Annotated in this window: 23 protein-coding genes; 14 read left to right on the plus strand and 9 right to left on the minus strand. The window is 62.0% G+C overall.

From position 1 onward, the window contains the following. Positions 1-26 precede the first annotated feature (26 nt). The 4 genes from BCA01S_RS04845 to BCA01S_RS04860 all read left to right on the plus strand — a co-directional run bounded on the left by BCA01S_RS04845 (position 27) and on the right by BCA01S_RS04860 (position 2,809). Positions 27-797: an HAD family hydrolase gene (locus BCA01S_RS04845; protein WP_027775951.1), complete on the plus strand. Its 771-nt coding sequence runs from the start codon at positions 27-29 to the stop codon at positions 795-797. Beyond that, positions 794-1,486 (plus strand): phosphoglycolate phosphatase, encoded by a 693-nt coding sequence (gene gph / locus BCA01S_RS04850; protein WP_027775952.1) that lies wholly within the window; start codon positions 794-796, stop codon positions 1,484-1,486. The genes BCA01S_RS04845 and gph overlap by 4 nt, the downstream gene beginning before the upstream one ends. Before the next feature lie 222 nt (positions 1,487-1,708). Beyond that, positions 1,709-1,987 carry a DUF1488 family protein gene (locus BCA01S_RS04855; RefSeq protein WP_027775953.1) on the plus strand — a complete coding sequence of 93 codons (279 nt, stop codon included), beginning with the start codon at positions 1,709-1,711 and terminating at the stop codon, positions 1,985-1,987. A gap of 30 nt (positions 1,988-2,017) precedes the next feature. After that, positions 2,018-2,809 (plus strand): phosphate/phosphite/phosphonate ABC transporter substrate-binding protein, encoded by a 792-nt coding sequence (locus BCA01S_RS04860; protein WP_027775954.1) that lies wholly within the window; start codon positions 2,018-2,020, stop codon positions 2,807-2,809. A 40-nt stretch (positions 2,810-2,849) separates the two neighbouring features. Here BCA01S_RS04860 and BCA01S_RS04865 read toward each other — a convergent pair whose 3' ends face one another. The 4 genes from BCA01S_RS04865 to BCA01S_RS04880 all read right to left on the minus strand — a co-directional run bounded on the left by BCA01S_RS04865 (position 2,850) and on the right by BCA01S_RS04880 (position 8,656). After that, positions 2,850-4,883 (minus strand): acetyl/propionyl/methylcrotonyl-CoA carboxylase subunit alpha, encoded by a 2,034-nt coding sequence (locus BCA01S_RS04865; protein WP_027775955.1) that lies wholly within the window; start codon positions 4,881-4,883, stop codon positions 2,850-2,852. A gap of 72 nt (positions 4,884-4,955) precedes the next feature. After that, entirely contained in the window at positions 4,956-5,741 is a 786-nt protein-coding gene (locus BCA01S_RS04870) for an enoyl-CoA hydratase/isomerase family protein (protein ID WP_027775956.1), read from the minus strand. Between the two features lie 28 nt (positions 5,742-5,769). After that, positions 5,770-7,377, minus strand: a complete 1,608-nt coding sequence (locus tag BCA01S_RS04875) for a carboxyl transferase domain-containing protein (RefSeq protein WP_027775957.1) — start codon at positions 7,375-7,377, stop codon at positions 5,770-5,772. A gap of 97 nt (positions 7,378-7,474) precedes the next feature. After that, complete coding sequence (locus tag BCA01S_RS04880) at positions 7,475-8,656, minus strand: isovaleryl-CoA dehydrogenase (protein WP_027775958.1); 1,182 nt, start codon at positions 8,654-8,656, stop codon at positions 7,475-7,477. A 281-nt stretch (positions 8,657-8,937) separates the two neighbouring features. On the opposite strand from BCA01S_RS04880, the gene BCA01S_RS04885 reads away from it, so the two are divergent. The 3 genes from BCA01S_RS04885 to BCA01S_RS04895 all read left to right on the plus strand — a co-directional run bounded on the left by BCA01S_RS04885 (position 8,938) and on the right by BCA01S_RS04895 (position 11,899). After that, complete coding sequence (locus BCA01S_RS04885) at positions 8,938-9,693, plus strand: TetR/AcrR family transcriptional regulator (RefSeq protein WP_027775959.1); 756 nt, start codon at positions 8,938-8,940, stop codon at positions 9,691-9,693. Between the two features lie 113 nt (positions 9,694-9,806). After that, positions 9,807-10,664 (plus strand): DUF72 domain-containing protein, encoded by an 858-nt coding sequence (locus tag BCA01S_RS04890; protein WP_027775960.1) that lies wholly within the window; start codon positions 9,807-9,809, stop codon positions 10,662-10,664. Positions 10,665-10,780: 116 nt separating this feature from the next. Next, on the plus strand, positions 10,781-11,899 hold the full coding sequence (locus BCA01S_RS04895) for a 3-deoxy-7-phosphoheptulonate synthase (protein ID WP_027775961.1): 1,119 nt from the start codon (positions 10,781-10,783) through the stop codon (positions 11,897-11,899). A gap of 171 nt (positions 11,900-12,070) precedes the next feature. Here the strand turns inward: BCA01S_RS04895 and BCA01S_RS04900 are convergent, their stop codons facing one another. After that, positions 12,071-12,349, minus strand: a complete 279-nt coding sequence (locus BCA01S_RS04900) for an HU family DNA-binding protein (RefSeq protein WP_006049832.1) — start codon at positions 12,347-12,349, stop codon at positions 12,071-12,073. A gap of 351 nt (positions 12,350-12,700) precedes the next feature. Between BCA01S_RS04900 and BCA01S_RS04905 the strand changes: the two genes are divergently transcribed. Next, a complete protein-coding gene (locus BCA01S_RS04905) occupies positions 12,701-13,084 on the plus strand; it encodes a hypothetical protein (protein ID WP_027775962.1) in 384 nt (127 codons plus the stop codon). Positions 13,085-13,275: 191 nt separating this feature from the next. Continuing rightward, the gene (locus BCA01S_RS04910) at positions 13,276-15,249 is read left to right on the plus strand and encodes a putative bifunctional diguanylate cyclase/phosphodiesterase (RefSeq protein WP_027775963.1); all 1,974 of its coding nucleotides are present in this window, start codon (positions 13,276-13,278) and stop codon (positions 15,247-15,249) included. 61 nt (positions 15,250-15,310) lie between these two features. On the opposite strand, the gene BCA01S_RS04915 is transcribed toward BCA01S_RS04910, so the two are convergent. Further along, positions 15,311-16,039 (minus strand): DUF899 family protein, encoded by a 729-nt coding sequence (locus BCA01S_RS04915; protein WP_027775964.1) that lies wholly within the window; start codon positions 16,037-16,039, stop codon positions 15,311-15,313. Positions 16,040-16,301: 262 nt separating this feature from the next. Between BCA01S_RS04915 and BCA01S_RS04920 the strand changes: the two genes are divergently transcribed. Both BCA01S_RS04920 and BCA01S_RS04925 read left to right on the plus strand, forming a co-directional pair. Then, on the plus strand, positions 16,302-17,228 hold the full coding sequence (locus tag BCA01S_RS04920) for a LysR substrate-binding domain-containing protein (protein ID WP_027775965.1): 927 nt from the start codon (positions 16,302-16,304) through the stop codon (positions 17,226-17,228). 143 nt (positions 17,229-17,371) lie between these two features. After that, entirely contained in the window at positions 17,372-18,622 is a 1,251-nt protein-coding gene (locus BCA01S_RS04925) for an MFS transporter (protein ID WP_027775966.1), read from the plus strand. Positions 18,623-18,645: 23 nt separating this feature from the next. On the opposite strand, the gene BCA01S_RS04930 is transcribed toward BCA01S_RS04925, so the two are convergent. Then, positions 18,646-19,251 carry a peroxidase-related enzyme gene (locus tag BCA01S_RS04930; RefSeq protein ID WP_027775967.1) on the minus strand — a complete coding sequence of 202 codons (606 nt, stop codon included), beginning with the start codon at positions 19,249-19,251 and terminating at the stop codon, positions 18,646-18,648. Positions 19,252-19,416: 165 nt separating this feature from the next. On the opposite strand from BCA01S_RS04930, the gene BCA01S_RS04935 reads away from it, so the two are divergent. Then, a complete protein-coding gene (locus BCA01S_RS04935; protein ID WP_027775968.1) occupies positions 19,417-20,379 on the plus strand; it encodes a LysR family transcriptional regulator in 963 nt (320 codons plus the stop codon). 102 nt (positions 20,380-20,481) lie between these two features. Beyond that, entirely contained in the window at positions 20,482-20,898 is a 417-nt protein-coding gene (locus BCA01S_RS04940) for a cupin domain-containing protein (RefSeq protein ID WP_027775969.1), read from the plus strand. 142 nt (positions 20,899-21,040) lie between these two features. Here BCA01S_RS04940 and BCA01S_RS36880 read toward each other — a convergent pair whose 3' ends face one another. Beyond that, the gene (locus tag BCA01S_RS36880; protein ID WP_033379476.1) at positions 21,041-21,223 is read right to left on the minus strand and encodes a hypothetical protein; all 183 of its coding nucleotides are present in this window, start codon (positions 21,221-21,223) and stop codon (positions 21,041-21,043) included. A gap of 424 nt (positions 21,224-21,647) precedes the next feature. Further along, on the minus strand, positions 21,648-22,262 hold the full coding sequence (locus BCA01S_RS04950; RefSeq protein ID WP_027775971.1) for a TetR/AcrR family transcriptional regulator: 615 nt from the start codon (positions 22,260-22,262) through the stop codon (positions 21,648-21,650). Between the two features lie 83 nt (positions 22,263-22,345). Between BCA01S_RS04950 and BCA01S_RS34465 the strand changes: the two genes are divergently transcribed. Continuing rightward, the gene (locus BCA01S_RS34465; protein ID WP_042317976.1) at positions 22,346-23,497 is read left to right on the plus strand and encodes an MBL fold metallo-hydrolase; all 1,152 of its coding nucleotides are present in this window, start codon (positions 22,346-22,348) and stop codon (positions 23,495-23,497) included. Positions 23,498-23,526 lie beyond the last annotated feature (29 nt).

The following is a 23,526-nucleotide window of genomic DNA, read 5'->3' on the forward strand; positions in this document are numbered from 1 at the left end:
TCTGCAAACATGAAGAGGACTGGCTCATGCAAGCCTTGATCTTCGATGTCGACGGCACGCTTGCCGATACCGAAAGCGCGCACCTGCACGCGTTCAATGCGGCATTCGCAGAAGCCGGTCTCGACTGGCACTGGGACGAAGCGCTCTACTCGCGTCTTCTCGAGGTAGCGGGCGGCAAGGAGCGTCTGCTGCATTACTGGCGCATTGCCGACCCGCAGGAAGCCGAGGGCTCGGGCGTGAGCCGCGTCATCGACACGGTGCACGCGATCAAGACCCGTCATTACGCGGCCCACGTGCGCAACGGCGGGTTGCCGTTGCGGCCCGGCATCGCGCGGCTGATCGACGAAGCCGCCGAGGCCTCCATTCCCGTGGCAATTGCGACGACCACCACGCCGGCGAATCTCGATGCGCTGTTACAAGGCCCCCTCGGCCCCGACTGGCGCAGCCGTTTCGCCGCGATCTGCGACGCGAGCACCACGCACAAAAAGAAGCCTGCGCCCGATGTCTACCTCGACGCGCTTCGGCAACTCGGTCTGCCAGGCGCGGCCTGCATGGCGTTCGAAGATTCCGCCAACGGTCTGCGGGCGGCGCGCGCGGCACTCATACCGACCGTCGTCACACCGACCGCATACACGTCGCAGGATTCTTTCGACGGCGCGTTAGCCGTGCTGCCTCATCTCGGCGATCCTCTTACGCCGATCCCATCTGGAACGACAGGCGAGCGGCCCGCATGGGTGGACCTCGACACGTTGCACCGCTGGCACCGCAATGCGTTGAACGAGGCCGCTGCCGTATGAGCAAGCAACCTGTTTTATCGCCGCAAGCGCGAACACGTGCCGTGCTGATCGACCTCGACGGCACGATGGTTCACACCGCGCCGGATATCGTCGAAGCGGCGAGCCGCATGCTCGCCGACTTCGGTCGGGCGCCGTTGCCGTTCGACACGGTCAGCAGCTTTATCGGCAAAGGTGTTCCGAACCTCGTTCGACGCACCCTCGAAGCGGCGGCGCTGGACAGGCAACTAAAAATGAGCGACGGGCTGGCGACTTTTCATCGGCACTATGAACAGACCAATGGCAAGCATGGCCATGTGTTTGCGCACGTCGCCGCGGGTCTCGGCGAGCTTCGACAGCTCGGCTACCGGCTTGCATGCGTCACCAACAAACCCGAGGCGCTTGCAGCGCCGTTGCTACTGATGACAGGCCTCGCGGATCATCTCGATCTGCTGGTCGCAGGCGATTCGATCGAGCGCATGAAGCCCGATCCCGAACCGCTGTGGCACGCTTGCCGATTGCTGGGCGTAGATGTGGATTGCAGCGTGCTGGTCGGCGATTCGCCGGTGGACGTGAGCGCCGCGCGAGCGGCCGGTATGCCGGTGTTCATCGTCAGCTACGGGTATGGCGGGCCGGATGGCCCTGAGGCGTTGCAATGCGATGCGCTGATCGATTCGTTCGCGCAACTGCCTGCTCTGCTTCTTCCGCACTAGAACCTACGACGGATACCGACAATCGCCCTCGCTTGCGAATCTGTACAGTGCTAGTCCCGCTTCGCGTGCCTGACTGGAATCCATCATCTTTGTCCTGAGCGTCAGCGGCGCACGTGTCCGCACCGCTGGCCGATTTCACCGCGAATGCTGGCTCTCCCACATACCGGCGGCTTACAGGTTGTCATGCTGACAACTCAGGCGCACGCGCGAAAGGAGGTCGCCATGTCGGTTTATGTAGATGAAGGATTCCGGCCCTGTGTCACGGAGCGCGCGACGGTCGCGTTCAGGGTGTGCCGCGACGACCGGGCGCAGATTTTCGAAGTGAGCGCGGATGCGTTGATCGCCTTTTGCGGCGCGGCAAGCGCGCGAAAAAAGGACTTACTGCTCGCCTTCGAAGCCGCGCAAAACGAGATTCTCACGGTGGCCGCCCAAAAGTGGACCTTTACGCCGAGTGAGCCCGTTCGGCTCGGTGTCGACGAATTCCGTATGATCATGCATTAGTCAGCAAAATAGGTAAGCAAGACTCGCGTCATGACCTGGATCGCCGCCCTGCCGATGTACAACGTCACGCCCTCGCTCGAGACCGAGTGGCGCGGTTGGCTTTCCGACGTCTTGCGCATGGTCAAGCCCGCGTGCCGCATCGTCGAACCCGACGAAGAATTGCACGGCTTCTGGCGCCGGCCCAATCTCTTGATGTCGCAAACCTGCGGCTATCCGTTGATGCACGGCTTGCACGAACAGGTGCAGTTGATCGCTACGCCGCGCTTCGACGCGCCTGGTTGCGAAGGTGCGCATTACTCGAGCGTGCTGGTCACGCGCCCGGATGCGCCGTTCGATACGCTCGCGTCGCTCAGGGGCGCACGCGCCGCCTACAACCAGGACGATTCGAATAGCGGCATGAATGCGCTCCGCCACGCGGTCGCGCCGCACTCCCATGAGGGTGCGTTCTTCCGCGCTGCGGTGCGCACCGGTTCGCATGTCGGCTCGCTATGGGCCGTCGCGGAGAACCGGGCGGACGTCGCCGCGATAGATTGTGTGACGTTCGCTTTTGTTTGCGATGAAATGCCGGAACTCGCACGGCGTGTCAGGCGCATAGGCATGACAGCGGCCTCGCCGGGTCTGCCTTTAATCGCATCGGACACGGTGCCCGCCGCAACGGTGGAAGCGTTGCGCGAGGCGCTTAACGAAGCGCTCGCACTGCGGCCCGATCGCGCACGACGTTTGCGTTTGCAGGGCTTTTCCACGTTGCCGCTCGACGACTATAAACGCATTGCGCAACTGGAAAACGAGGCGCGCGCGGCCGGGTATACGCGTCTCGGCTGAGGTTTCGTTGCGGCTTTTACGCAGCCGGAAATGATCGCGCCTATTCCACGTCCAGCACCAGAAGCTGCGCACCATCGGCCACCTGATCGCCAACCGCATACAGCACTTCAGACACCGTGCCTGCTGCCGGGGCGCCGATCGTGTGCTCCATTTTCATCGCTTCCATCACGATTAGCGGCGTGCCTTTCTCCACGACCGCGCCCGGCTCGACCAGGACCGCGATCACCTTGCCGGGCATCGGCGCGGTCAAGCGGCCTTCGCCATGTTCGGCGTCGGCGGCATGTGCGAGCAGGTTCTGCCACTCGAAGGCCAGCGCATGACCGAGACAGAACACATGGAACGTATCGCCGTCGATAAACACACGGCCCGTGGCGCGCGCATCGCCTATCGTCGCGCGGTATTCGTGCAAGCCCGCGCCGCTGGACCATGAGAAAGCTTCGCGCACGCCGTCGTGTTCGAGCGTTTGTGTCGCGCCGTCGCGTGCAAAAGCGACTGTGAACGGGCTGCCGGTTTCCCCGCTGTTTTCGATAGCGAGCCAGCCCAGCGTTTGCGTGAAGCCGCTGTTCAGGCGCCAGTGCGATAGCGCGTCCCACGGCGACGCGCCGTGCGCGGTGCCGCCCTCGCGCGTGAGCAGCGCGGCGCACGCGAGCGCGAGCGCTTCCTTGAATGGCTTCTTTACCGGCGCGAACAACGCCTCGTGATGCCGCTCGATCAGGCCCGTATCGAGGTCCCCCGTCGCGAACGGCTCGCTCTCGACAATGCGTTGCAGAAACTCGACATTGGTGTGCGGACCGACCACCTCGCACGCGTGCAGCGCACGGCTCATTCGCGCGAGCGCGTCCTCCCGCGTCGCGCCGTGTACGATCAGCTTCGCGATCATCGGATCGTAGAACGGCGTGATCGTGTCGCCCTCGCGCACGCCGCTGTCGATGCGCACGGGCGCCTTGCGGCTTTCGCCCGCGCCCGCATCGATCGCGAATTCCACGCCTTCAGGCATGCGCAAATGCTTGAGCGTGCCGGTCGAAGGCAGAAACCCGCGAGCCGGATGTTCTGCGTAAATGCGCGCCTCGATTGCGTGGCCGTCAATCTTCAACTGGTCCTGCGTGAGCGGCAGCGGTTGGCCGGCGGCTACGCGCAGTTGCCATTCCACCAGGTCCTGACCGGTGATCATTTCCGTCACCGGGTGCTCGACCTGCAAGCGGGTGTTCATCTCCATGAAATAGAAATCGCCCGTGGCCGTCATGATGAATTCAACGGTACCGGCACCCACGTAGTTCACGGCGCGCGCGGCGGCCACTGCGGCCTCGCCCATTTCGCGCTTGATTTGCGCGGACAATCCCGGCGCGGGCGCTTCTTCCAGTACCTTCTGATGACGCCGCTGCACCGAGCAGTCGCGGTCAAACAGATAAACCGCGCCGCCGTGACGATCCGCGAAGACCTGCACTTCGACGTGACGCGGCCGCGTCAGATACTTTTCAATCAGCACTCGATCGTTGCCGAAACTGCTCGCCGCCTCGCGCTTGCACGAAGCGAGCGCCGCGACGAAGTCCTCGCTGCGCTCGACAACACGCATGCCCTTGCCGCCACCGCCCGCACTGGCCTTGAGCAGCACCGGATAGCCGATCGCGTCCGCCTCGCGATGCAATAGTTCGGGGTTCTGATCATCGCCGTGATAACCGGGAACGAGCGGCACCGCCGCCGCGTGCATTAGCGCCTTTGCCGCGGCTTTCGAGCCCATCGCGGCGATCGCTTCGACCGGCGGTCCAATGAACACAATGCCGGCGGCTTCGCATGCATGCGCGAAGTCTTCGTTCTCCGACAGGAAGCCATAGCCGGGGTGCACGGCCTGTGCGCCGGTTGCGCGCGCCGCCTCAATAATGCGCGCTACGCGCAAATAACTTTCCGCCGCGGTCGCGCCGCCGATATGCACGGCTTCGTCGCAGGCGCTGACGTGCTTTGCATAGGCGTCCGCGTCTGAATAAACGGCCACACTCGCAATGCCGAGCCGCTTGCAGGTCGCCGCGACGCGGCACGCGATTTCGCCCCGGTTTGCAATCAGGATCTTGTTGAACATGAGTTGTCTCGATCTCGGGATATTCTTCTGGTGAAGGCCTGCGGGCGCCTCGGAATGTCAGTGAGCCGCGCTTCAATCACGCCAGGCAGGCGTGCGCTTTTCAAGGAACGACGCGACGCCTTCGCGGCCTTCCGCGCCGGCTCGCGTGCGCGCGATGCGCGCGGCCGTATCTTCGATCAGCGCATCGTTCAACTCGCGGCCCGCCATGTCCTGCACGAGCTGCTTGCAATTGCGCACCGCTTGCGGACCGTTCGCGCACAGCGTTTGCGCGATCTGCTGCACGGTGGCATCCAGTTGGCCGGCGCTGACCGCTTCGCCGACGAACCCAAGGCGCAGCGCCGTCGCGCAGTCGAACTGCTCGGCGGTGATGAAATAGCGGCGCGACGCCTGCTCGCCCAGCGCGCGAACCACGTAGGGCGCGATCGTCGCCGGAATGAGACCTAGACGCGCCTCCGACAGGCAGAAGCGAGCGCTTTCCACCGCCACCACGACGTCGCACGCCGAGATCAGTCCCATGCCGCCCGCATAGGCGTCGCCATTTACCCGAGCGATTACCGGCTTGCTGCAGCGATAGATGGACGACAGCATGTTCGCGAGCAGCATCGCGTCGGCGCGGTTCTCCTCGTCGGAGTAGGCGGCCATCTTCTTCATCCAGTTCAGATCGGCGCCCGCGCAAAAAGCCTTGCCGTTCGCGGCCAGCACGACCGCGCGCACGTCGTCGCGCGTGTCCAATGCCGTGAACGCCGATGTCAGTTCGGCGATCATTGTTTCGTTGAACGCGTTGCGCACGTCCGGACGATTCAGCGTAACGGTTGCAACGTGCCCGGCGAATTCGACATTCAGTGTTTCATAGTGCATCGTGGCGGCTCCCATGCGTCGTGCTGCGTCACATCCGGAACACGCCGAAGCGCGTATCTTCAATCGGCGCATTCATCGCAGCCGACAGACCGAGACCGAGCACGTCGCGTGTTTGCGCCGGGTCGATAACGCCGTCGTCCCACAAACGCGCGCTCGCATAGTACGGATGGCCCTGATGCTCGTATTGCTCGCGAATCGGCTGCTTGAAGGCTTCTTCCTCGTCGGCGCTCCATGAGCCGCCTCTGCTTTCGATACCGTCGCGCCTGACCGTGGCCAGGACCGACGCCGCCTGTTCGCCGCCCATTACCGAAATGCGCGCGTTCGGCCACATCCACAGAAAGCGCGGCGAAAACGCGCGGCCGCACATGCCGTAATTGCCCGCGCCGAAAGAGCCGCCGATGATCACCGTGAACTTCGGCACTTTCGCCGTGGCCACCGCCGTTACCATCTTTGCGCCGTTACGTGCGATGCCTTCGTTCTCGTACTTGCGGCCCACCATGAAACCTGTGATGTTCTGCAGAAATACGAGCGGGATCTTGCGCTGGCAGCACAGTTCGATAAAGTGCGTGCCCTTCAGCGCGGACTCGGAAAACAGAATGCCGTTGTTTGCAATGATGCCGACCGGATGGCCCCAGATATGCGCGAAGCCGCACACAAGCGTCGTGCCGTAACGTGCCTTGAATTCGTCGAATGCAGAGTCGTCGACAATGCGCGCGATCACCTCGCGAATATCGAACGGCTTTCTCGTATCCACCGGAATCACGCCGTACATGCTCTTCACGTCGTAGCGCGGCGGCTTCGGCTCCTGCAGCATGAGCGCCACATGCTTCGTGCGGTTAAGATTGCCGACGATGCTGCGCGCAATCGCCAACGCATGCGCGTCGTTTTGCGCAAGGTGATCGACCACGCCGGACAGACGCGTATGCACGTCGCCGCCGCCGAGGTCTTCTGCGCTGACCACTTCGCCGGTTGCGGCTTTCACGAGCGGTGGACCGCCGAGAAAGATGGTCCCCTGATTCTTCACGATGATCGATTCATCGCTCATTGCCGGGACATAGGCTCCGCCTGCGGTGCAGGAGCCCATTACCACAGCAATCTGCGGAATGCCCGCTGCAGACAGATTCGCCTGGTTGTAGAAGATGCGGCCAAAGTGGTCGCGATCGGGAAATACGTCGTCCTGATTCGGCAGGTTTGCGCCGCCCGAGTCGACGAGATACACGCACGGCAAGTGGTTTTCCGCAGCGATTTCCTGCGCACGCACGTGCTTCTTGACCGTGACCGGATAGTACGTGCCGCCTTTGACCGTCGCATCGTTGCAAACGATCACGCACTCGTGGCCCGCAATCCGCCCGATACCGGTGATCACGCCGGCGCCCGGCGCGTCGTCGTTATACATGCCGTAGGCTGCGAGTTGCGAGAACTCGAGAAACGGGGTGCCCGGGTCGAGCAGCTTTTCGATGCGCTCGCGCGGCAGCAATTTGCCGCGCCCTGTGTGCTTTTCGCGTGCTGCCTGCCCGCCGCCCAGCGCGAGCTGTTCGATCTTCGCACGAAGATCGGCGACCAGCGCCTCGAGCGCCGCCGCGTTTGCGCGGAAGTCGTCGGAGCGCGGGTTCAGCCTGGATTCGATGATCGGCATTGCGTGGCTTCTCCTGTGTCGATCGGAGAATCGGAGTCGGCGCTTTAGCGCTTACTCCGATCTCATGCCGCTTGTTTGGAAGTTGGCGCGTGAGCGCTTACGCGGTCTCGGCAAACAGCTCGCGGCCAATCAGCATGCGGCGGATTTCGCTCGTGCCCGCGCCGATTTCATATAGCTTCGCGTCGCGCCACAAACGCCCGACCGGATACTCGTTGATATAGCCGTTGCCACCGAGAATCTGGATCGCTTCACCCGCCATCCATGTCGCTTTTTCGGCCGTGTACAGGATCACGCCCGCGCAATCCTTGCGGACCTGGCGCACGTGCGCGGTGCCGAGCGTGTCCAGTTGCCGGCCAACCGCGTAAAGATACGCGCGGCACGCCTGCAGCGTGGTGTAGAGATCGGCAACCTTGCCCTGAATCAGCTGGAATTCGCCGATCGATTGACCGAACTGCTTGCGGTCGTGAATGTACGGCACGACCGCATCCATCACCGCGACCATGATGCCCGTGGGGCCGCCCGCGAGCACCGCACGCTCGTAGTCGAGGCCGCTCATCAGTACTTTCACGCCGCCGTTCAATTGTCCGAGAATGTTTTCCTCAGGCACTTCCACGTCCTGAAACACGAGCTCGCCCGTATGCGAGCCGCGCATGCCGAGCTTGTCGAGCTTTTGCGCAACCGAGAAACCCTTCATGCCTTTTTCAACGATAAACGCGGTAATGCCACGCGAATTCGCTTCGACATCGGTCTTCGCGTAGACGACCAGCGTATCGCAGTCCGGGCCGTTGGTAATCCACATTTTCGTGCCGTTGAGCACATAGCGGTCGCCCTTCTTGTCGGCGCGCAGCTTCATGCTGACCACGTCCGAACCCGCATTGGGCTCGCTCATTGCAAGCGCGCCGACATGTTCGCCCGACACGAGTTTCGGCAAGTACTTCCGCTTTTGCGCCTCGGTGCCGTTGCGATGAATCTGGTTCACGCACAGATTCGAATGCGCGCCGTATGAGAGACCGACCGAAGCGGACGCGCGCGAGATCTCCTCCATCGCGACCATGTGCGCGGTGTAGCCCATGTTGGCACCGCCATATTCCTCCGAGACCGTCATGCCGAGCACGCCGAGATCGCCGAATTTGCGCCACAGGTCCATCGGGAACTGGTCCGTGCGATCGATTTCAGCCGCGCGCGGCGCGATTTCTTTCGCAGCGAATCCCGCGATGCTGTCACGCAGCATTTCGATTTCTTCGCCGAGCGGGAATTGCAAACCGGGCAGGTTGCTCATTGCGGTGTCTCCAGAGTTCATTGGCGGCCGGACAACGATGCCGGCGAATTCGAGCGCGGCCAGGCGGACGGCGGCCGCCTGCTGGGCCGCGTCTCTCGCCATACCTGAGGCGCGCGACGTTCAAGACACATTTCACGCTAGATTTACGTAAGCGTCAATAGGTATTTTTGAGTCTGACTCAGAAAACGATCGTATCGGTTCATGGCCGCTGACGCTGTGATAGCATGGGCTCAATGCGGCGTTTTCAGCCGAACCCTTCCAGCAAATTGACTTCGACTCATATGACGGTTGCTCTCAAGGCCGAATTGCCCGCGTCGCGCCGCCAGCCCGCCGGGCGCAAGTCGCAGCAGCGGATCAAAGAGATTCTTCAGGCGGGCCGCGACGTGTTCTCCGAGAAGGGCTACGAGCGCGCCACGACCGCCGAGATCGCCCAACGCCTCGGCGTTTCCGAGGCGACCGTCTTCAGCTACTTTCGCGGCAAGCGCGAATTGTGCGCGCGCGTTATCGGCGACTGGTACGACGAGATCATCGACGCAATCGAATCCGGACTGCCGCGCGACGGCACGGTGCGCCAGCAGTTCGCGTTTATCGTGCGGACGCATTTGCGGCTGATGCTCGTGAACGGCACCGACCTCTGCGCGCTGGTGTTGTCGGAAGGGCGCGCGCGTCATCATGAGTTGAGCGAGGCGCTGACCGAGTTGCAGCGCCGCTATACCGCACCGCTAATGCGCGTCCTCGCTCAAGGCCAGGAAAGCGGCCAGATTCGCGCGGACATGCCTTTGCGCTTGTTGCGCTCCATGGTGTTCGGGCCAATGGAACATGTGTTGTGGGACGCGACGCTCGCGAACCGGCACACCGACATCGAAGCAACCGCGGATCAGTTGATCGACGTACTGTGGGCCGCGTTGACACCGCCCGACCTCGCAGTGAATGCGTTGCAACAGTTCAGGGCGGACGTGGCGGAAGCAAACCGTCGTTTCGATGAAGCCACACGTGAGGCCGCTGCGCGCAACGCCGATCCGGCAAGCGGCGAATAGCGTCTGGCGTTTCCCTACTAATCGTAGTTCTCGCGAGTTCTGTCTGGTGGCGAAAAAGACGCTAATCTACCGGTCTCACGGTAGGTGAAGCGCAGCCAAAAGGAGAACACCAGGTGGCAGATCTCAAGCCCGCGAAAGCCGCAAAATCTTCAACGAGCGCAAAGACCGCGAAAGCTGCGAAGGCCGGCAAGGTCAGGATCGGCATAGGAGGCTGGACCTATGCGCCGTGGCGCGGCACGTTCTACCCTGAAGATCTCACGCAAAGCCGCGAACTCGAGTACGCGAGCCGGCATCTCAGTTCAATTGAGATCAACGGCACCTTTTACGGTTTGCAAAAGCCGGCGAGCTATGAAAAGTGGTATCAGGAAACGCCAGACGACTTCGTCTTTTCGCTGAAGGCGCCGCGCTACTCGACCAACCGCAAAGTACTCGCGGAGGCTGGCGAGACCATCGAACGTTTCTTCGCAAGCGGCGTGCTGCTTCTCAAACAGAAGCTCGGGCCCATCAACTGGCAATTCGCGCCGACCAAGAAGTTCGACAGCGAAGATTTCGAGGCTTTCCTTAAACTGCTGCCGGCGAGCATCGAAGGCATAAAGCTTAGGCATGCAATCGAAGTGCGCAACGACAGCTTCAAGACGCCCGAATTCATCGCCCTTGCGCGTAAATACAAGGTCGCAGTGGTGCTGGCCGGCGACAGCGACTACCCGCAAATTGCGGATATCACCGCGCCGTTCGTCTACGCCCGCATCATGGGTACGACCGATAAACAGGCGAAGGGTTACGCGACGAAAACACTCGACGCATGGGTCGAACGCGCTCGCCAACTGGCCGCGGGCACGACGCCCGCCGATCTGGAAACATGCGCCGAGCCGCCCGCAAAAGCGGTCCCGCGCGATGTTTATCTCTACGTGATCAGTGGCTTCAAGGAACGCAATCCGGCCGCTGCAATGGCGTTGATCGAGCGGCTTTGAGCGGCGCCGTTTCGGCGGCGGCATGCGAGTGTCATAATCCCGGCAGCAAACCACACGCAACGACACTACATTCAAGGCCGCGAGGCCGCCTCACATCGAAAGTCCGGGAGAATACCTTGAGCGCCATCGACAATCCTCTGCACGACCGGGAAGTCGGCTCGGCCGACGCCACGCAGGACACTACGCGCATCGACGACGTTCGCATCGGCGCGGTCCGCCCGCTGATTTCCCCTGCGCTATTGCAGGACGAATTGCCTGTGCCCGCCACCGTGCAATCGCTCGTGGAAAAGACACGCGCGGAAATCGCCGACGTCCTGCACGAACGCGACGACCGGCTGGTGATGATTGTCGGGCCCTGCTCGATCCACGACCATGACCAGGCGATCGAATACGCACACAAGCTGAAGGCCGCGGCCGATGCGTACAAAGACGACCTGCTGATCGTCATGCGCGTGTACTTCGAAAAGCCGCGCACCACGGTGGGCTGGAAGGGCTATATCAACGATCCGCGTCTGGACGGCAGTTTCCGTATCAACGAAGGCCTGCGTCGCGCGCGGCAATTGCTGCTCGACATCAACGGCCTGGGCTTGCCTACTGCCACCGAATTCCTCGATCTGCTCAGTCCGCAATACATTGCCGATCTGATCGCGTGGGGCGCAATCGGTGCACGTACAACGGAAAGCCAGAGTCATCGTCAACTCGCTTCGGGGCTCAGTTGTCCGATCGGTTTCAAGAACGGCACAGACGGCGGCGTACAGATCGCCGCTGACGCGATCGTGGCCGCGCGCGCCAGCCACGCGTTCATGGGCATGACCAAGATGGGCATGGCGGCCATCTTCGAAACGCGCGGCAACGACGACGCCCACGTGATTCTGCGCGGCGGCAAGAAAGGACCGAACTACGACAGCGCGTCGGTCGCCGCGAGTTGTGCGGCGCTCAAGTCAGCGGGTCTGCGCGAACAGGTGATGATCGACTGCTCGCACGCGAATTCGGGCAAATCGCATTTGCGTCAACTGGACGTGGTGCAGGACGTAGCGCAACAACTTTCCGCGCAGGAGCGCCGCATTATCGGCGTCATGCTTGAAAGTCATCTGGAAGAAGGCCGTCAGGATCTGAAGGCGGGAGAGCCGTTGCGTTACGGCGTGTCGATTACAGATGCTTGCGTAAGCTGGGCGCAAACCGAACCGGTGCTCGAGACACTTGCCGACGCGACACGCAAGCGCCGCGCGAGCTGATCGCGGGCACGCCTGATAACTGCATGTGGCAAGCAGTCACACGCGCCGCGCCATCCGCCTATGGACTCGTCCTACCGGGGCTGGGCAGCGCGTGATTCCTCACACCCGAGGCATCGCTCACGCCGCGCCATGACAGCGCATTGCGGATGCTCCGGCGTGAAGCGCGTTGCATTACGACGCGTTGACGGCTTCCTTGAACGCCTTGCCTGCGGTGAACTTCACCGTCTTGGCAGCAGCGATCTGGATCTCGGCGCCCGTCGACGGATTGCGGCCCACGCGTGCTGCGCGCGCGCCGGTCGAGAAAGAACCGAAACCGACCAGTTGCACCGTATCGCCACCAACAACGGCTTTGGTCACCGCTTCAACGATAGCGTCGATGGTTTGGCCGGTGGCCGCTTTGCTTTCGCCCGTTGCTGCGGCGACTGCATCAATCAGTTCCTGTTTGTTCATAGCACTTCCCGTATGGTAATCATGGAACCGGCGCTACATCTGTCGCGCCGGGACCGACACACTAACGCATAGGCGCGCTTTCGCGCAAACCCTGCGTGTAAGCCTTGTATCACCCGCCCACAGCCGATTTGACGAATTTGTGCGGCAAAGTGCCCTAAGAACCGCGTGCTTACGTGTATTGCCCGCCTGGCCGGCATCGGTCGCGTATCACAATCCGTTGCAATTTCAGTGCTTTAGCGCAAAGCAAAAGGGTCGTGGTCAAATTATTGCTCTGGCGGAGTACTCGACCGGCTATCGTGGTTCGGGCTGCGCCGCGCGAGGTTTGAGTGTGCAATTGGGAGAAAGAAAAAGATGAATTTTCGCCTTATAGCAACATGTGCACTCGTCGGCGCGCTCTCATGCACGACCGCCTCAGCCGACGAAAACGCCTGCGCGACGTTGGCGGGAACGACGAATTCGGCCGCGCTTCAGGCGTTCCGGGTCCGCGACGGCGAACCCGTCGACCTGATTAGCGGCGCAAAAACAGTGCACGGTAAGCTGCTCGTATTCGGCGAAAACGGCGTGTTTCGCGCTTATTGGCAAGCGGAGAACAGCGCCGAAAAATATGTGCTGGCGAATGCCGGCGACAATGCAGTGCGCCTCATATCCACGCCACCACAAGGCAGTCCGGCCGCGCAGGGCGAACCGGGCACCACACTTGGACCATTGCGAGTACTGTCCTGTCCCAAGCTTTGAAGCCCGCCCCAAGGTCAAAGTTACCCACCAGGCGCCCGAAGCGCACTGGCGCCGGGGGTCCGGGAGGTCTTAATTACCGGACCCCGGCTAAAGCTGGACCTCGCATCTGACGCATCGAGCGCACTCAAGGTCTGATCAGCATGTGCCGATATACCAAGCTGCGTATGCGGCGCAAACGTTAAGGGACAGGAATGGTTGGAATAGCCACTTTGAGGCAGGCATTTTCCGGGGCGGACACAGACACCGATCTCGTGCGTTCGCAGCTTCAGGCGGTCGGCCGCCAGATTCCGCTTCTTTACTTCATCCTGTTCGTCAATACGCTGGCGGTCACGGTCACGCACGTGCACAGTGCGCCGGCATGGCTTTCGATCTACGCACCGGGCGCGCTGTGCACGCTATGCGTCGTGCGATGCATACGGTGGTGGCGCGCCCGGCATCGGGTGTTGACGCCCGATAAGGCCGTGCCCGAGGTACGCAAGCTCGTCTGGCTCTCGAGCACATTCGGCATTGCCTTTACCACCTGGTCGCTGATGCTGCTGCCGTACGGCACCGCGTACGAGCAGGCGCAGGTTGCGTTCTACATGGCGACTACCGTGGTCGGCTGCGTGTTCTGCCTGATGCACTTGCGCGTGGCCGCCCTGCTGCTTCTGTCCATAGTGATCCTAAGTTTTTCGACGTTTCTCGTCTTCACGGGGTCCCCGGTGTTCATCGCGATGGCGATCGACATGACGCTCGTCGGACTTGCACTCGCTTTCATCATCGAACTGTATTACCGGACATTCTCCGGCGTCGTCTATGCGCAGCGCGAATTGCAGGCGAGCCAGGAGAAAACTCAAAGGCTCAGCGACGAGAACTTTCGCCTTGCGAGCATCGACAGCCTGACCGACCTGCCCAACCGCCGCAGCTTCTTCGCTTCGCTGCGGGCGTTGTCCGAGCAGGCGCTTGCCACCGGCGGCGGCTTCAATGTCGGCCTCATCGATCTGGACGGCTTCAAGCAGGTCAACGACATTTACGGCCACGCAAGCGGCGACCTCGTACTGCAGGAAGTCGGCTTGCGGCTGCTCGCGCTGGCCGAGCCCGGCATTTTCTTCGCACGGCTCGGCGGCGACGAATTCGGCGTGCTTGCCCAACACACGCAGTCGAACGAAACGCTATTCGAACTGGGCCAGCGCATTTGCGACTCGCTGAGTCAACCGTATCGTGTGGCAGGCAATATTGCGGAACTGTCGGGCACGATCGGCTGGGCCGCGTTCCCGGATGCGGGCAAAACCGTTACCCAGGTATTCGAGCGCGCGGACGCGGCGCTTTACGTCGGCAAGGAAAGCCGGCGCGGCACGGCGGTGATCTTCTCGACCGAGCACGAAACACGCATCCGGCGTTCGAGCCTCGTCACGCAGGAGCTGCGTCACGCCGAACTGGAGTCGGAACTCTTTCTGGAGTTTCAACCGATTTCCGATGTCGTCACGAGGCGAACCATCGGTCTCGAAGCACTGGGGCGGTGGCACAACCCAAGGCTCGGCGCCGTCAAGCCGGAAGAGTTCATCCGGATCGCGGAACGGACCGAAATCATTCTGCGCATCACCGAGGTGCTGCTACAAAAGGCGCTCGCCGAGGTGCCGCACTGGCCGAGCGAGCTTTATCTGTCATTCAATCTCTCAGCAATCGACATTTCGACGTCCGCGCGCGCGCGCCGCCTGATCGACATTGTCGCGGCAAGCGGCGTACCGCCACATCGTGTGTCGTTTGAGATTACCGAAACTGCGCTCACTCGCGATTTCGAGCAAGCGCGCTCGGCGCTCACGATGATCAAGCAGGCCGGTTGCCGCGTTTCTCTCGACGACTTCGGCACCGGCTATTCGAGCCTGAGTTACGTGCACCGTCTGCCCTTCGATTCGATCAAGATCGACCGCAGTTTCATGACCGACGTGGATTCGAACAGCGCATCGAAGAAGATCGTCAAATCGGTGCTCGACCTGTGCAAGAACCTCGGACTCGAATGCGTGGTTGAAGGACTCGAAACATCGTCACAGGCAGAAGTAGTCAAGGCACTGGGCGCTCGCGCAGTGCAAGGCTACCTTTTCAGCCGGCCCATGCGTTCGGGGGCGGTCTCAGGCTACTTGCAGGCAGCACAGGAGCAACGCCGCATGGAAGACGGGGCCGCGTAATCGCAACGGCCGCAAAAGGACGCCGCGCGACGCGGCGCGGCGCAGCGCAGCGCAACCAGAGCTAACGCAGCGCGGTGTTGTACTCGAGTTTCGGATACCAGTCGCTGCCCCGACCGCCGGGCGTCATGTCGAGCACGGTCCACAGAGGCATCACGTCGGGTGCGCCGCGCGGGTCCTGCCCGGGGTCGGCCGTCCACGGACCCATCTCCTCTGCCCAGAAGTGCCGTACCGTACCGCCGGACCGCGTGAAGACGTTGAACGCGGGAACGTCGTCGCCATCCGGATCTTCGCCCGCATAGTCGCGATTGAAAGTATTGCCCGCCGACGAATACAACTGCAGATGACGCCAGCCGCGCTCTTTCGCGAAGGCGGCGAGCTTCTCTATCGGCGAGCGGCCGATCACCGCGAACGCGACACGCTGCAGCATGTCGGGCATTTCGCCGTCGTAGGCGCTCAGCAGCGACGTGCACATCGGGCAAGGCCGCTCGCGCCCGGGACCGAACATCCAGTTATATGTGACGAGCGTACCGTGCCTGCCGAACATGTCGGAAAGCGTAACGGGGCCGCTCTCCCCTTCAAAACGATAGTCTTCCGGTACGATGCCGCCCGGCGGCAGCGCGCGACGCTGCGCGGCAACCCGTTCGATATGGCGGCGCAGTTCTATTTCTTCGGCGAGCAGATCATTGCGCGCGCGGCGATATTCCGCGCTTTCGCCGGGAAAGCGGCGCGGCGAGTCCGCAAGTTCGCGGGCCGGCTTGAGGGTTGGTGCTGCTTCGTTCAATTCGGTCATGTGCAATCTCCCTGTCGAGGAAAAGGACCGATGGGTAGCGTACGTTCCGCGCCCCCATCCATATACACGACGATCGAGGCCACGGCGAATCGACAGCCGGCGAGAACATTTCCACACCGCATTTTCCGCACCGCATTTGCGCGGGCCTTTGCGCACCGCAACGCAAACCGCACGCGTTATGACCGGCGCGACGCGGTATGCTGTCGCAAAACAGCAGCCACGTGGCCCAGCCCCCGCTGCGCCGCCAGGGGAGATGCGAAACATGCCGCTTCGTCTACCGCCTTTGCCAGCGCTTCGTTTCTTCGAAGCGGCCGGCAGGCATCAAAGTTTCAAGCTCGCCGCCGCCGAACTGAATGTGACGCCGAGTGCGGTCAGTCACGGAATCGTCGGTCTGGAGCAAATGCTAGGCGTTGAACTCTTCCTACGCCAGCCTCGCGGCATTTCGCTCACAGCCAGCGGCGCGGACTATCTGTCATACGTGTCAGAAGCGTTTTCGCTGATTGCTATCGGCACGCAGCGTCTGCCGAACTATCGCGCGAACCGCCCCATCGCGCTGAGTTGCGCCCCGACCTTTGCGTCCCGCTGGCTGCTGCCGCGCCTGCAGAATTTCAGGGCGCGCTGGCCACATGTGAATGTGACTGTCGATACATCGCACCGCCAGGTCGGCTTTCCGGTGGACGGATTCGATTTCGCGGTCCGCATGAGCCGCGCGCCTGTCGCGGGCACGGCGTGGACCCGGCTCTTTGGAGAGCAACTTGTTCCTGTATGCAGCCCCGCCTATCTGGAGTCGCTGCGCGACGCGCACGGCACGCCGCTGTTGGGCAAGGCCACGTTGATTCACGTGAACGCCGCGAGCGAAGACTGGCAGACGTGGCTCGAAACCACCGGCGTCGAAGGCGTCGATGCCAGCGACGGCTTGCATGTCGATACGATCCAGCTCGCCTTCGAAGCTGCAAGCATGGGGCTCGGCGTTGCGCTCGGTCGCAGGCCGTTGGTGGATCGCGACCTCGTAAGCGGCGCGCTCGTCGAAGCGGCTTCCAGTACGATCGCTTCGTCCACCGCCTACTGGCTCGTCAGCGCGGAGGACGCGCAACGTCGGCCGGAACTACTCGACTTCAGGCAATGGATGCTCGCGGAGGCCGGGCAGTCTTCGTGCGACTCGAGCGTTGGCGCGCACGCACCGCAATAGAGGCTATTGATACTCGCCGGATCTCGCTGATCGGCGCGCCGCGGTCAATCGCACAGGTGAACGGCGCTCACCTGTCGTCAAAAACTTTTCTTTTGCTGCTTGCGACGCTCGCTGCGACCATTGTGTCGAAGGAGATCAGAACCATGTCGACCGCCAACAGCAAACGCATTGCGCCCGCGTTCAATCACACGACCCTCGTCATTCTCGCCGCCGCGCTCATTCTCAGCGCGGCAATGGGAATCCGGCAAACGTTCGGGCTATTCATAGGGCCGTTTTCTTTCGATCGAGGTTTGCCCGTCACGCTGATCGCGTTCGCAATTGCGCTGCACAATCTGGTGTGGGGCTTCGCGCAACCGTTCGCGGGCGCGGCAGCGGACCGCTATGGTTCCGCGCCGGTGGTCGCATTCGGCGCGACGACTTTCGCGGCGGGCCTCGGCCTTGCGGCCGTCGCGCCGAGCGGGCCGCTGTTGATCGTTGGCATGGGCTTGCTGGTGGGCATTGGCGTTAGCTGCACCACGTTCGGCGTCGTGTTGCCGGCGGTCGGCCGGGTGGCATCGGCGGAAAAACGCAGCATGGCGATGGGCCTTGTCAGCGCAGGAGGGTCCGCCGGGCAGGTACTGATGGTCCCGCTCGTTCAAGGGATCAGGCTCAACGCGGGCATTGCGACGTCGCTATTCGTGCTGGCTTTCCTGATGTTGATGGTAGCTCCGCTCGGCATCGTACTGGACCGCCGCGCACGAACCGGAGCACCGCTTTCCGAGCCGCCGCTGCCACCGCTACGCAACGTGCTTGCTCAAGCCGCGCAACATCGCGGATACCGGCTGCTCACACTCGGGTTCTTTACCTGTGGATTTCAGCTTGCGTTCATCGCCACGCATTTGCCCGGGTATCTGTCGCTATGCCACATGCCCATTGGACTCGGCGCGACCGCTCTTGCATTGATCGGCTTGTTCAACATGATCGGCAGCTGGGCTTGCGGCTGGTTAGGCGGCCGGTTCCGGCAGCATTATGTGCTTGGCTGGCTCTACCTGATTCGCAGCGTGACGATCGGCGCATTCTTTCTGCTGCCGAAGAGTGCGCTGACCGTAGTCGTATTTGCGGCCGTCATGGGCCTCACCTGGCTCGGCACTGTTCCGCTGACGAGCGGCCTCGTTGCGAAAGTATTCGGTACACGCCATCTCGGGAGCCTGTTCGGCCTTTGCTTTCTGAGCCATCAGATCGGATCGTTTCTCGGCGCGTGGCTGGGCGGCGTGGTCTTCGACCTGACAGGCTCGTACTCGCTGCTGTGGCAAGCGACCGTAGCGAGCGGTCTTGTCGCCGCACTGCTGCACTTCCCGATTGACGACACCGCGCTGCACACGCCCGCACTGCGTTCCGAACCGGCGAGCGCATGAGCACTGCATAAGCAGTTAGCGGTTTATTTCTGCGGTGAATCTGAAGCCGCTTTCGGCACGCGCCCCATCAGATAGAACTCGTCGTTGGGGCGCATTGAAATCACATTAGCCATGCGGTTCGACAAGCCAAAAAACGCGGTAATCGCGGCAATGTCCCAGATGTCTTCGCCGGCGAACCCATGTTCTCGCAACGTCTGGAAGTCGTCATCGTCGACGCTACCCGATTCGCGGCACACCTTCAACGCAAAGTCGAGCATGGCTTTCTGCCGCGCGGTAATGTCCGCCTTGCGGTGGTTCACGGCAACCTGATCCGCGAGCAGCGGCGCCTTTTCGTAAATGCGCAGAATCGCGCCGTGTGCAACCACACAATAGAGGCAATCGTTCACCGCGCTGGTGGCGACCACGATCATCTCGCGTTCGCCTTTGGTGAGCCCGCCCTCTTTCAGCATCAATGCATCGTGATACGCAAAGAACGCACGAAACTCATCGGGCCGATGCGCAAGCGTCAGAAATACATTGGGCACGAACCCGGCTTTTTGCTGTACTTCGAGAATGCGTGCGCTGATGTCGTCGGGCCATTCGCTCGGATCGGGCACCGGGTAGCGGCTGATTGGCTGAAGATTTGCCATGCTATGTCTCCGTTATAGTGCTTTATGTCATGACGATTGTAGCGCTCGCGCACATTAGCATGGGCGCAGCGCGAACCCGTTTCGCATAACCGCGTCCATGCTCTTCCAGAAGTAGCTGCAATCCGGTATTTTCCATCGATTCATATTCGATGAGCGCGCGGATTCATGGACCGTCTTGAAGCAATGTCGATTCTGGTGGCCGCGGCTGAGACCGGCAGTTTCTCCGCGGCGAGCCGCAAGCTGCGTATGCCGCTGCCCACCGTCAGCCGCAAAGTCGCTGAGCTGGAGGCGCATCTGAACGCGCGTCTCCTTGTACGCTCCACGCGCAAGCTCACGCTGACCGAAGCGGGCGTTGCCTACCTCGCCGCATGCAAGCAGATTCTCGAGCAGGTCAGCGAAGCGGAAAGCGCCGCAGCTGGCGAGTACAGCACGCCGCGCGGCGAACTCGTCGTGACGGCGCCCATCGTATTCGGGCGGCTGCATATGCTGCCCATCGTCAGTGATTTTCTCGCGACGTTTGCGGAGATAACAGTGCGGCTCGTGCTCGCCGACCGCAACCTGCATCTGCTGGACGACCATATCGACGTTGCGCTGCGCATCGGCAAACTTCCCGACAGCAGCATGGTCGCGACGCAGGTCGGCACGGTGATCCGCGTGGCTTGCGCGAGTCCGCACTACCTCGCGCAGGCGGGCGAGCCTGAAACACCCGCCGATCTGATGCGCTTTTCGTGCGTGAATTTCGATTCGCTGCCTTCGGGCGATGTCTGGAACTTCGCCACGAGCAGCGGCCCGCACGAAGCCGTTCCGATTCACGCGCGGCTAACGGTGAATACGGCGGAGGCGGCCATCGACGCCGCCATTGCCGGTGTCGGTGTGACCAACGTGCTGTCGTATCAGGCGGCGCGAGCCGTCGACGAAGGCAAGCTGAAACTGGTGCTGCGCAGCTTCGAACCCGAGCCCATACCCGTGAGCATCATGCATGCGGGACAAGGAAAATTGCCGCTGAAAACGCGCAGTTTCATTGATTTCGCGGTGCCGCGTCTGCGCGCGGCGTTGGCGCGAGACAAGGACATGCTGAGCGCGAAAGCCATGCCGCGCAGCAGGCAGAAACGCGCATCGCGAACCTGATTAGCGCTCCGCTTCAGGTTCGAAAGCGGCGTATCTATCGCCTAGACTTCACTTCACAACGCGAACCACGACGAACCTTCCCGCTGTTGCAAAGGAGCCGCCATGTCAAACGTTTTGCACGACGCACAGCAAACCGTCGTCAGGGTTCGCCCGGACGAGGCGATCACGACAAGCCAGCGCCTGCCGTATTTTGTCGGCATTTCGCGAGGCACGGCTGGGGCAGCGGGTTTGTCGATGTACATGGTCGTCGTGCCGCCCGGCGGCCATGCGGAACCGCATTGTCACGCCGACTATGAAACGGCGATTTACATGCTCGAAGGACGAGTCGAGACACGCTATGGTCCCGGTTTGCGCGAGTCGGTCATTACCGAAGCCGGCGATTTTCTTTTTATTCCTCCGGGCATGCCGCATCAGCCGTTCAATCTGGACGACACACTCGCAGCAAGAGCGATAGTCGCGCGCAATCAGCCGGACGAGCACGAACGCGTCTTGCCTTATGATCCTGCCGGAGATGCATAGCGCGCGCCCGTTTTGCCGGACGCATCACGGCGTGGGCATCGGAGCGATGCGATGCATGCGCGACCGGCCACACGCCGGCCCCATTGCAAAGGGTCGCGCGGAAATGCCGCGATATCGCAAAGCGAATGCTTGCGGTGCGGGCTTACTGGCTCGCGGCCGATGCACCGCCCATGGGTGCCGCCGTGCCGCTGCTCATGGCGGCCGGCCCGCCTGTGCCCGCGGTCCCGGCCGTATCGTTCGAGCCCGAGCGCTTGCACCCCACGGTGCCGCCTGCCAGCGCCGCGATCAACACGGCGGTCATTACCTTCCTGAGCACTGGTTCCATCATCATCTCCTCACGGGTCGGGCGCCTCGCACGTTTTATCGTCGGTAAGAAAGCGCAACCACTTCGACAAAACGTGCGGGCGTCGGTCACTGCAAGCGCGAACGCAAAAGAACCTGACCACGATCCGCATGCGTACGCAACACAGTGATAAAACGCGACCGTTTGCTGCCCCGGTACAACTTGCAATCACATGTAAAAAACGGGCAGCGTTCAAGTGGCATGCGCGTCGCCGCAACCATCGGTTTCACTGCACGATCGCCTGCGCATGCTCGCACAGGCCGTCACATTGCTTAGGACTTCGCAGTTCAGGAAAGAGAGAGACGGCCACGCATACTAGTCATACATGCATGACTTGCGCCCGTTCTGAGAAGTTGAAGACGTCGTTTCAGGACGCCCGAAACGCATTCCTCAACCGGATCGGCATTCACGCATAGCGCGCGAGGAACATATCGGCCGTTGAATCCGCAATTGCCTGCTGTTCGGCACCGTCAAGCGGCGGCTGCCCCATTGTCACCTGCGGCCAGAAAGCGAATGCTTTCACGAGACCCTGCAGCTGATGCGCGGCAAACACGGGATCTGAAATCTGCAGACGTTTGTCGGCGGCTGCCGCGCGGATCCACACAGTCAGGTCTTCCTCGCGCTCGCCGAGGCGCGCCACCATATCGCGCGCGCGTTCCGGGGAATGAATGCCGGCGGCAATAGCCACGCGCGCCAGCGCCACGAACGCCTCGTCGTTCATCAGCCTGAGCTTGCGCATCAACAGTTCGATCAACTGCTCGCGCAATGGCACGGCCGCCCGATACGCGAACGCCTCACCCGAATGGCTCGCGTCCCACAACTGCCGCAATATCTCCGCGAAGAGCGCTTCCTTGCTGGGGAAATGGTTGTAGACGGTCCGCTTCGAGACGTTTGCGCGCGCGGCGATGCGGTCCATGCTGGTCGCGTCGAAGCCGGCCGCGAGAAATTCTTCGATAGCCGCGGAAACCACGGCGACGCGCTTGCGGTCGGTCAGGCGTTGATGAGTGAGGCTCGGGTCCATCCGGAAATTTTACACCGAGCGGTTTACTTTTCGAGATTATAAATTACACTACCCAGTCTACTTTCCAAGCCAGGACATCACACATGACAGCGCTCATCGATTCGATCGTCCGTGTACTCGGTTTCACCGCTGCAAAGCGCGGGCGCGAGCTTTCCGGGTTGTCGCCGCAGCACGACGGTGAGCGTTTTCGCAACGTCAAGGCGCGTCCCGTCGATGGATTCGGCAAAACCTGGCGCATTGCGTGGAATATGCTGCTCAACAAGCCGCAAGGAACCGTTCCGGCCGGCACACTGCCTGTCGACTCGTTGACGCGGGAGCAACTGGATACAGCGCCCGACCGCAGCCTGTACCGGCTCGGTCATTCAACGGTGCTGCTGAAGCTGCGTGGCCGATTCTGGCTGACGGATCCGGTATTCGCGGAACGTGCATCGCCGTTCCAGCGTCTCGGCCCGAAGCGTTTTCATGCGCCGCCCATCGCACTTGCCGATTTGCCGCCGCTTGCCGGCGTGATTCTTTCGCACGATCACTACGATCACCTGGATCGGGAAACGGTGCGCGCGCTGGCCGCTACGACGAAGGTGTTTGTCACGCCGCTCGGCGTGGGCGACCGGCTGATCGACTGGGGCATTGACGCGAGCAAGGTGCGCCAGCTCGACTGGTGGCAAAGCGTTGAAATTGACGGCATCGCATTCACGGCGACGCCGGCCCAGCATTTCTCGGGACGCAGCCTGTTCGACGGCAACAGCACGCTGTGGGCGTCGTGGGTCATCGTCCACGAAGATCTGCGCGTGTTTTTCAGCGGCGACACCGGCTACTTCGACGGCTTCAGAACCATCGGCGAGCGCCTGGGCCCATTCAACGTGACGCTTGTCGAAACGGGCGCGTACGACGCGCAATGGCCTTACGTCCACATGCAGCCCGAAGACACCGTTCAGGCGCATATCGACTTGCGCGGCCAGTTGCTTGTGCCGATTCATAACGGCACGTTCGATCTGGCGATGCACAGATGGTACGAGCCATTCGAACGAGTGCTCGGGCTCGCCGCCGCGCGTGGCATCGCACTTTCGACGCCGCGCATGGGCCAGCGGCTAGATCTCGCCGCGCCGCATCGGGGCGAGCGCTGGTGGCGCAATGTCGTTGAGCCGGTTAAGGCGCCGCAGCCATCGCAGGGCTTTCTCGCGCGTTCATTCGCACGCCTGTTCTCGTGCAACCGCACGGGCCGGGCGAACTCCTGAGGCGGCGTGCGGAGGTCCATTCAACGGAC

The sequence above is a fragment of the Paraburkholderia caledonica NBRC 102488 genome, assembly GCF_000685095.1.
GTDB classification, from domain to species: domain Bacteria; phylum Pseudomonadota; class Gammaproteobacteria; order Burkholderiales; family Burkholderiaceae; genus Paraburkholderia; species Paraburkholderia caledonica.

Excerpts from the sequence above, each read along its gene's own strand:
- BCA01S_RS04870 (WP_027775956.1), bottom strand. The coding sequence starts at position 5,741 with ATGCACTATGAAACACTGAATGTCGAATTCGCCGGGCACGTTGCAACC.
- gph (WP_027775952.1), top strand. The coding sequence starts at position 794 with ATGAGCAAGCAACCTGTTTTATCGCCGCAAGCGCGAACACGTGCCGTG.
- BCA01S_RS04925 (WP_027775966.1), top strand. The coding sequence starts at position 17,372 with ATGTCGACCGCCAACAGCAAACGCATTGCGCCCGCGTTCAATCACACG.
- BCA01S_RS04910 (WP_027775963.1), top strand. The coding sequence starts at position 13,276 with ATGGTTGGAATAGCCACTTTGAGGCAGGCATTTTCCGGGGCGGACACA.
- BCA01S_RS04855 (WP_027775953.1), top strand. The coding sequence starts at position 1,709 with ATGTCGGTTTATGTAGATGAAGGATTCCGGCCCTGTGTCACGGAGCGC.
- BCA01S_RS04915 (WP_027775964.1), bottom strand. The coding sequence starts at position 16,039 with ATGACCGAATTGAACGAAGCAGCACCAACCCTCAAGCCGGCCCGCGAA.
- BCA01S_RS36880 (WP_033379476.1), bottom strand. The coding sequence starts at position 21,223 with ATGGAACCAGTGCTCAGGAAGGTAATGACCGCCGTGTTGATCGCGGCG.
- BCA01S_RS04865 (WP_027775955.1), bottom strand. The coding sequence starts at position 4,883 with ATGTTCAACAAGATCCTGATTGCAAACCGGGGCGAAATCGCGTGCCGC.
- BCA01S_RS04885 (WP_027775959.1), top strand. The coding sequence starts at position 8,938 with ATGACGGTTGCTCTCAAGGCCGAATTGCCCGCGTCGCGCCGCCAGCCC.
- BCA01S_RS04935 (WP_027775968.1), top strand. The coding sequence starts at position 19,417 with ATGGACCGTCTTGAAGCAATGTCGATTCTGGTGGCCGCGGCTGAGACC.
- BCA01S_RS04845 (WP_027775951.1), top strand. The coding sequence starts at position 27 with ATGCAAGCCTTGATCTTCGATGTCGACGGCACGCTTGCCGATACCGAA.
- BCA01S_RS04880 (WP_027775958.1), bottom strand. The coding sequence starts at position 8,656 with ATGAGCAACCTGCCCGGTTTGCAATTCCCGCTCGGCGAAGAAATCGAA.
- BCA01S_RS04860 (WP_027775954.1), top strand. The coding sequence starts at position 2,018 with ATGACCTGGATCGCCGCCCTGCCGATGTACAACGTCACGCCCTCGCTC.
- BCA01S_RS04950 (WP_027775971.1), bottom strand. The coding sequence starts at position 22,262 with ATGGACCCGAGCCTCACTCATCAACGCCTGACCGACCGCAAGCGCGTC.
- BCA01S_RS04920 (WP_027775965.1), top strand. The coding sequence starts at position 16,302 with ATGCCGCTTCGTCTACCGCCTTTGCCAGCGCTTCGTTTCTTCGAAGCG.
- BCA01S_RS04905 (WP_027775962.1), top strand. The coding sequence starts at position 12,701 with ATGAATTTTCGCCTTATAGCAACATGTGCACTCGTCGGCGCGCTCTCA.
- BCA01S_RS04940 (WP_027775969.1), top strand. The coding sequence starts at position 20,482 with ATGTCAAACGTTTTGCACGACGCACAGCAAACCGTCGTCAGGGTTCGC.
- BCA01S_RS04875 (WP_027775957.1), bottom strand. The coding sequence starts at position 7,377 with ATGCCGATCATCGAATCCAGGCTGAACCCGCGCTCCGACGACTTCCGC.
- BCA01S_RS04900 (WP_006049832.1), bottom strand. The coding sequence starts at position 12,349 with ATGAACAAACAGGAACTGATTGATGCAGTCGCCGCAGCAACGGGCGAA.
- BCA01S_RS04930 (WP_027775967.1), bottom strand. The coding sequence starts at position 19,251 with ATGGCAAATCTTCAGCCAATCAGCCGCTACCCGGTGCCCGATCCGAGC.
- BCA01S_RS34465 (WP_042317976.1), top strand. The coding sequence starts at position 22,346 with ATGACAGCGCTCATCGATTCGATCGTCCGTGTACTCGGTTTCACCGCT.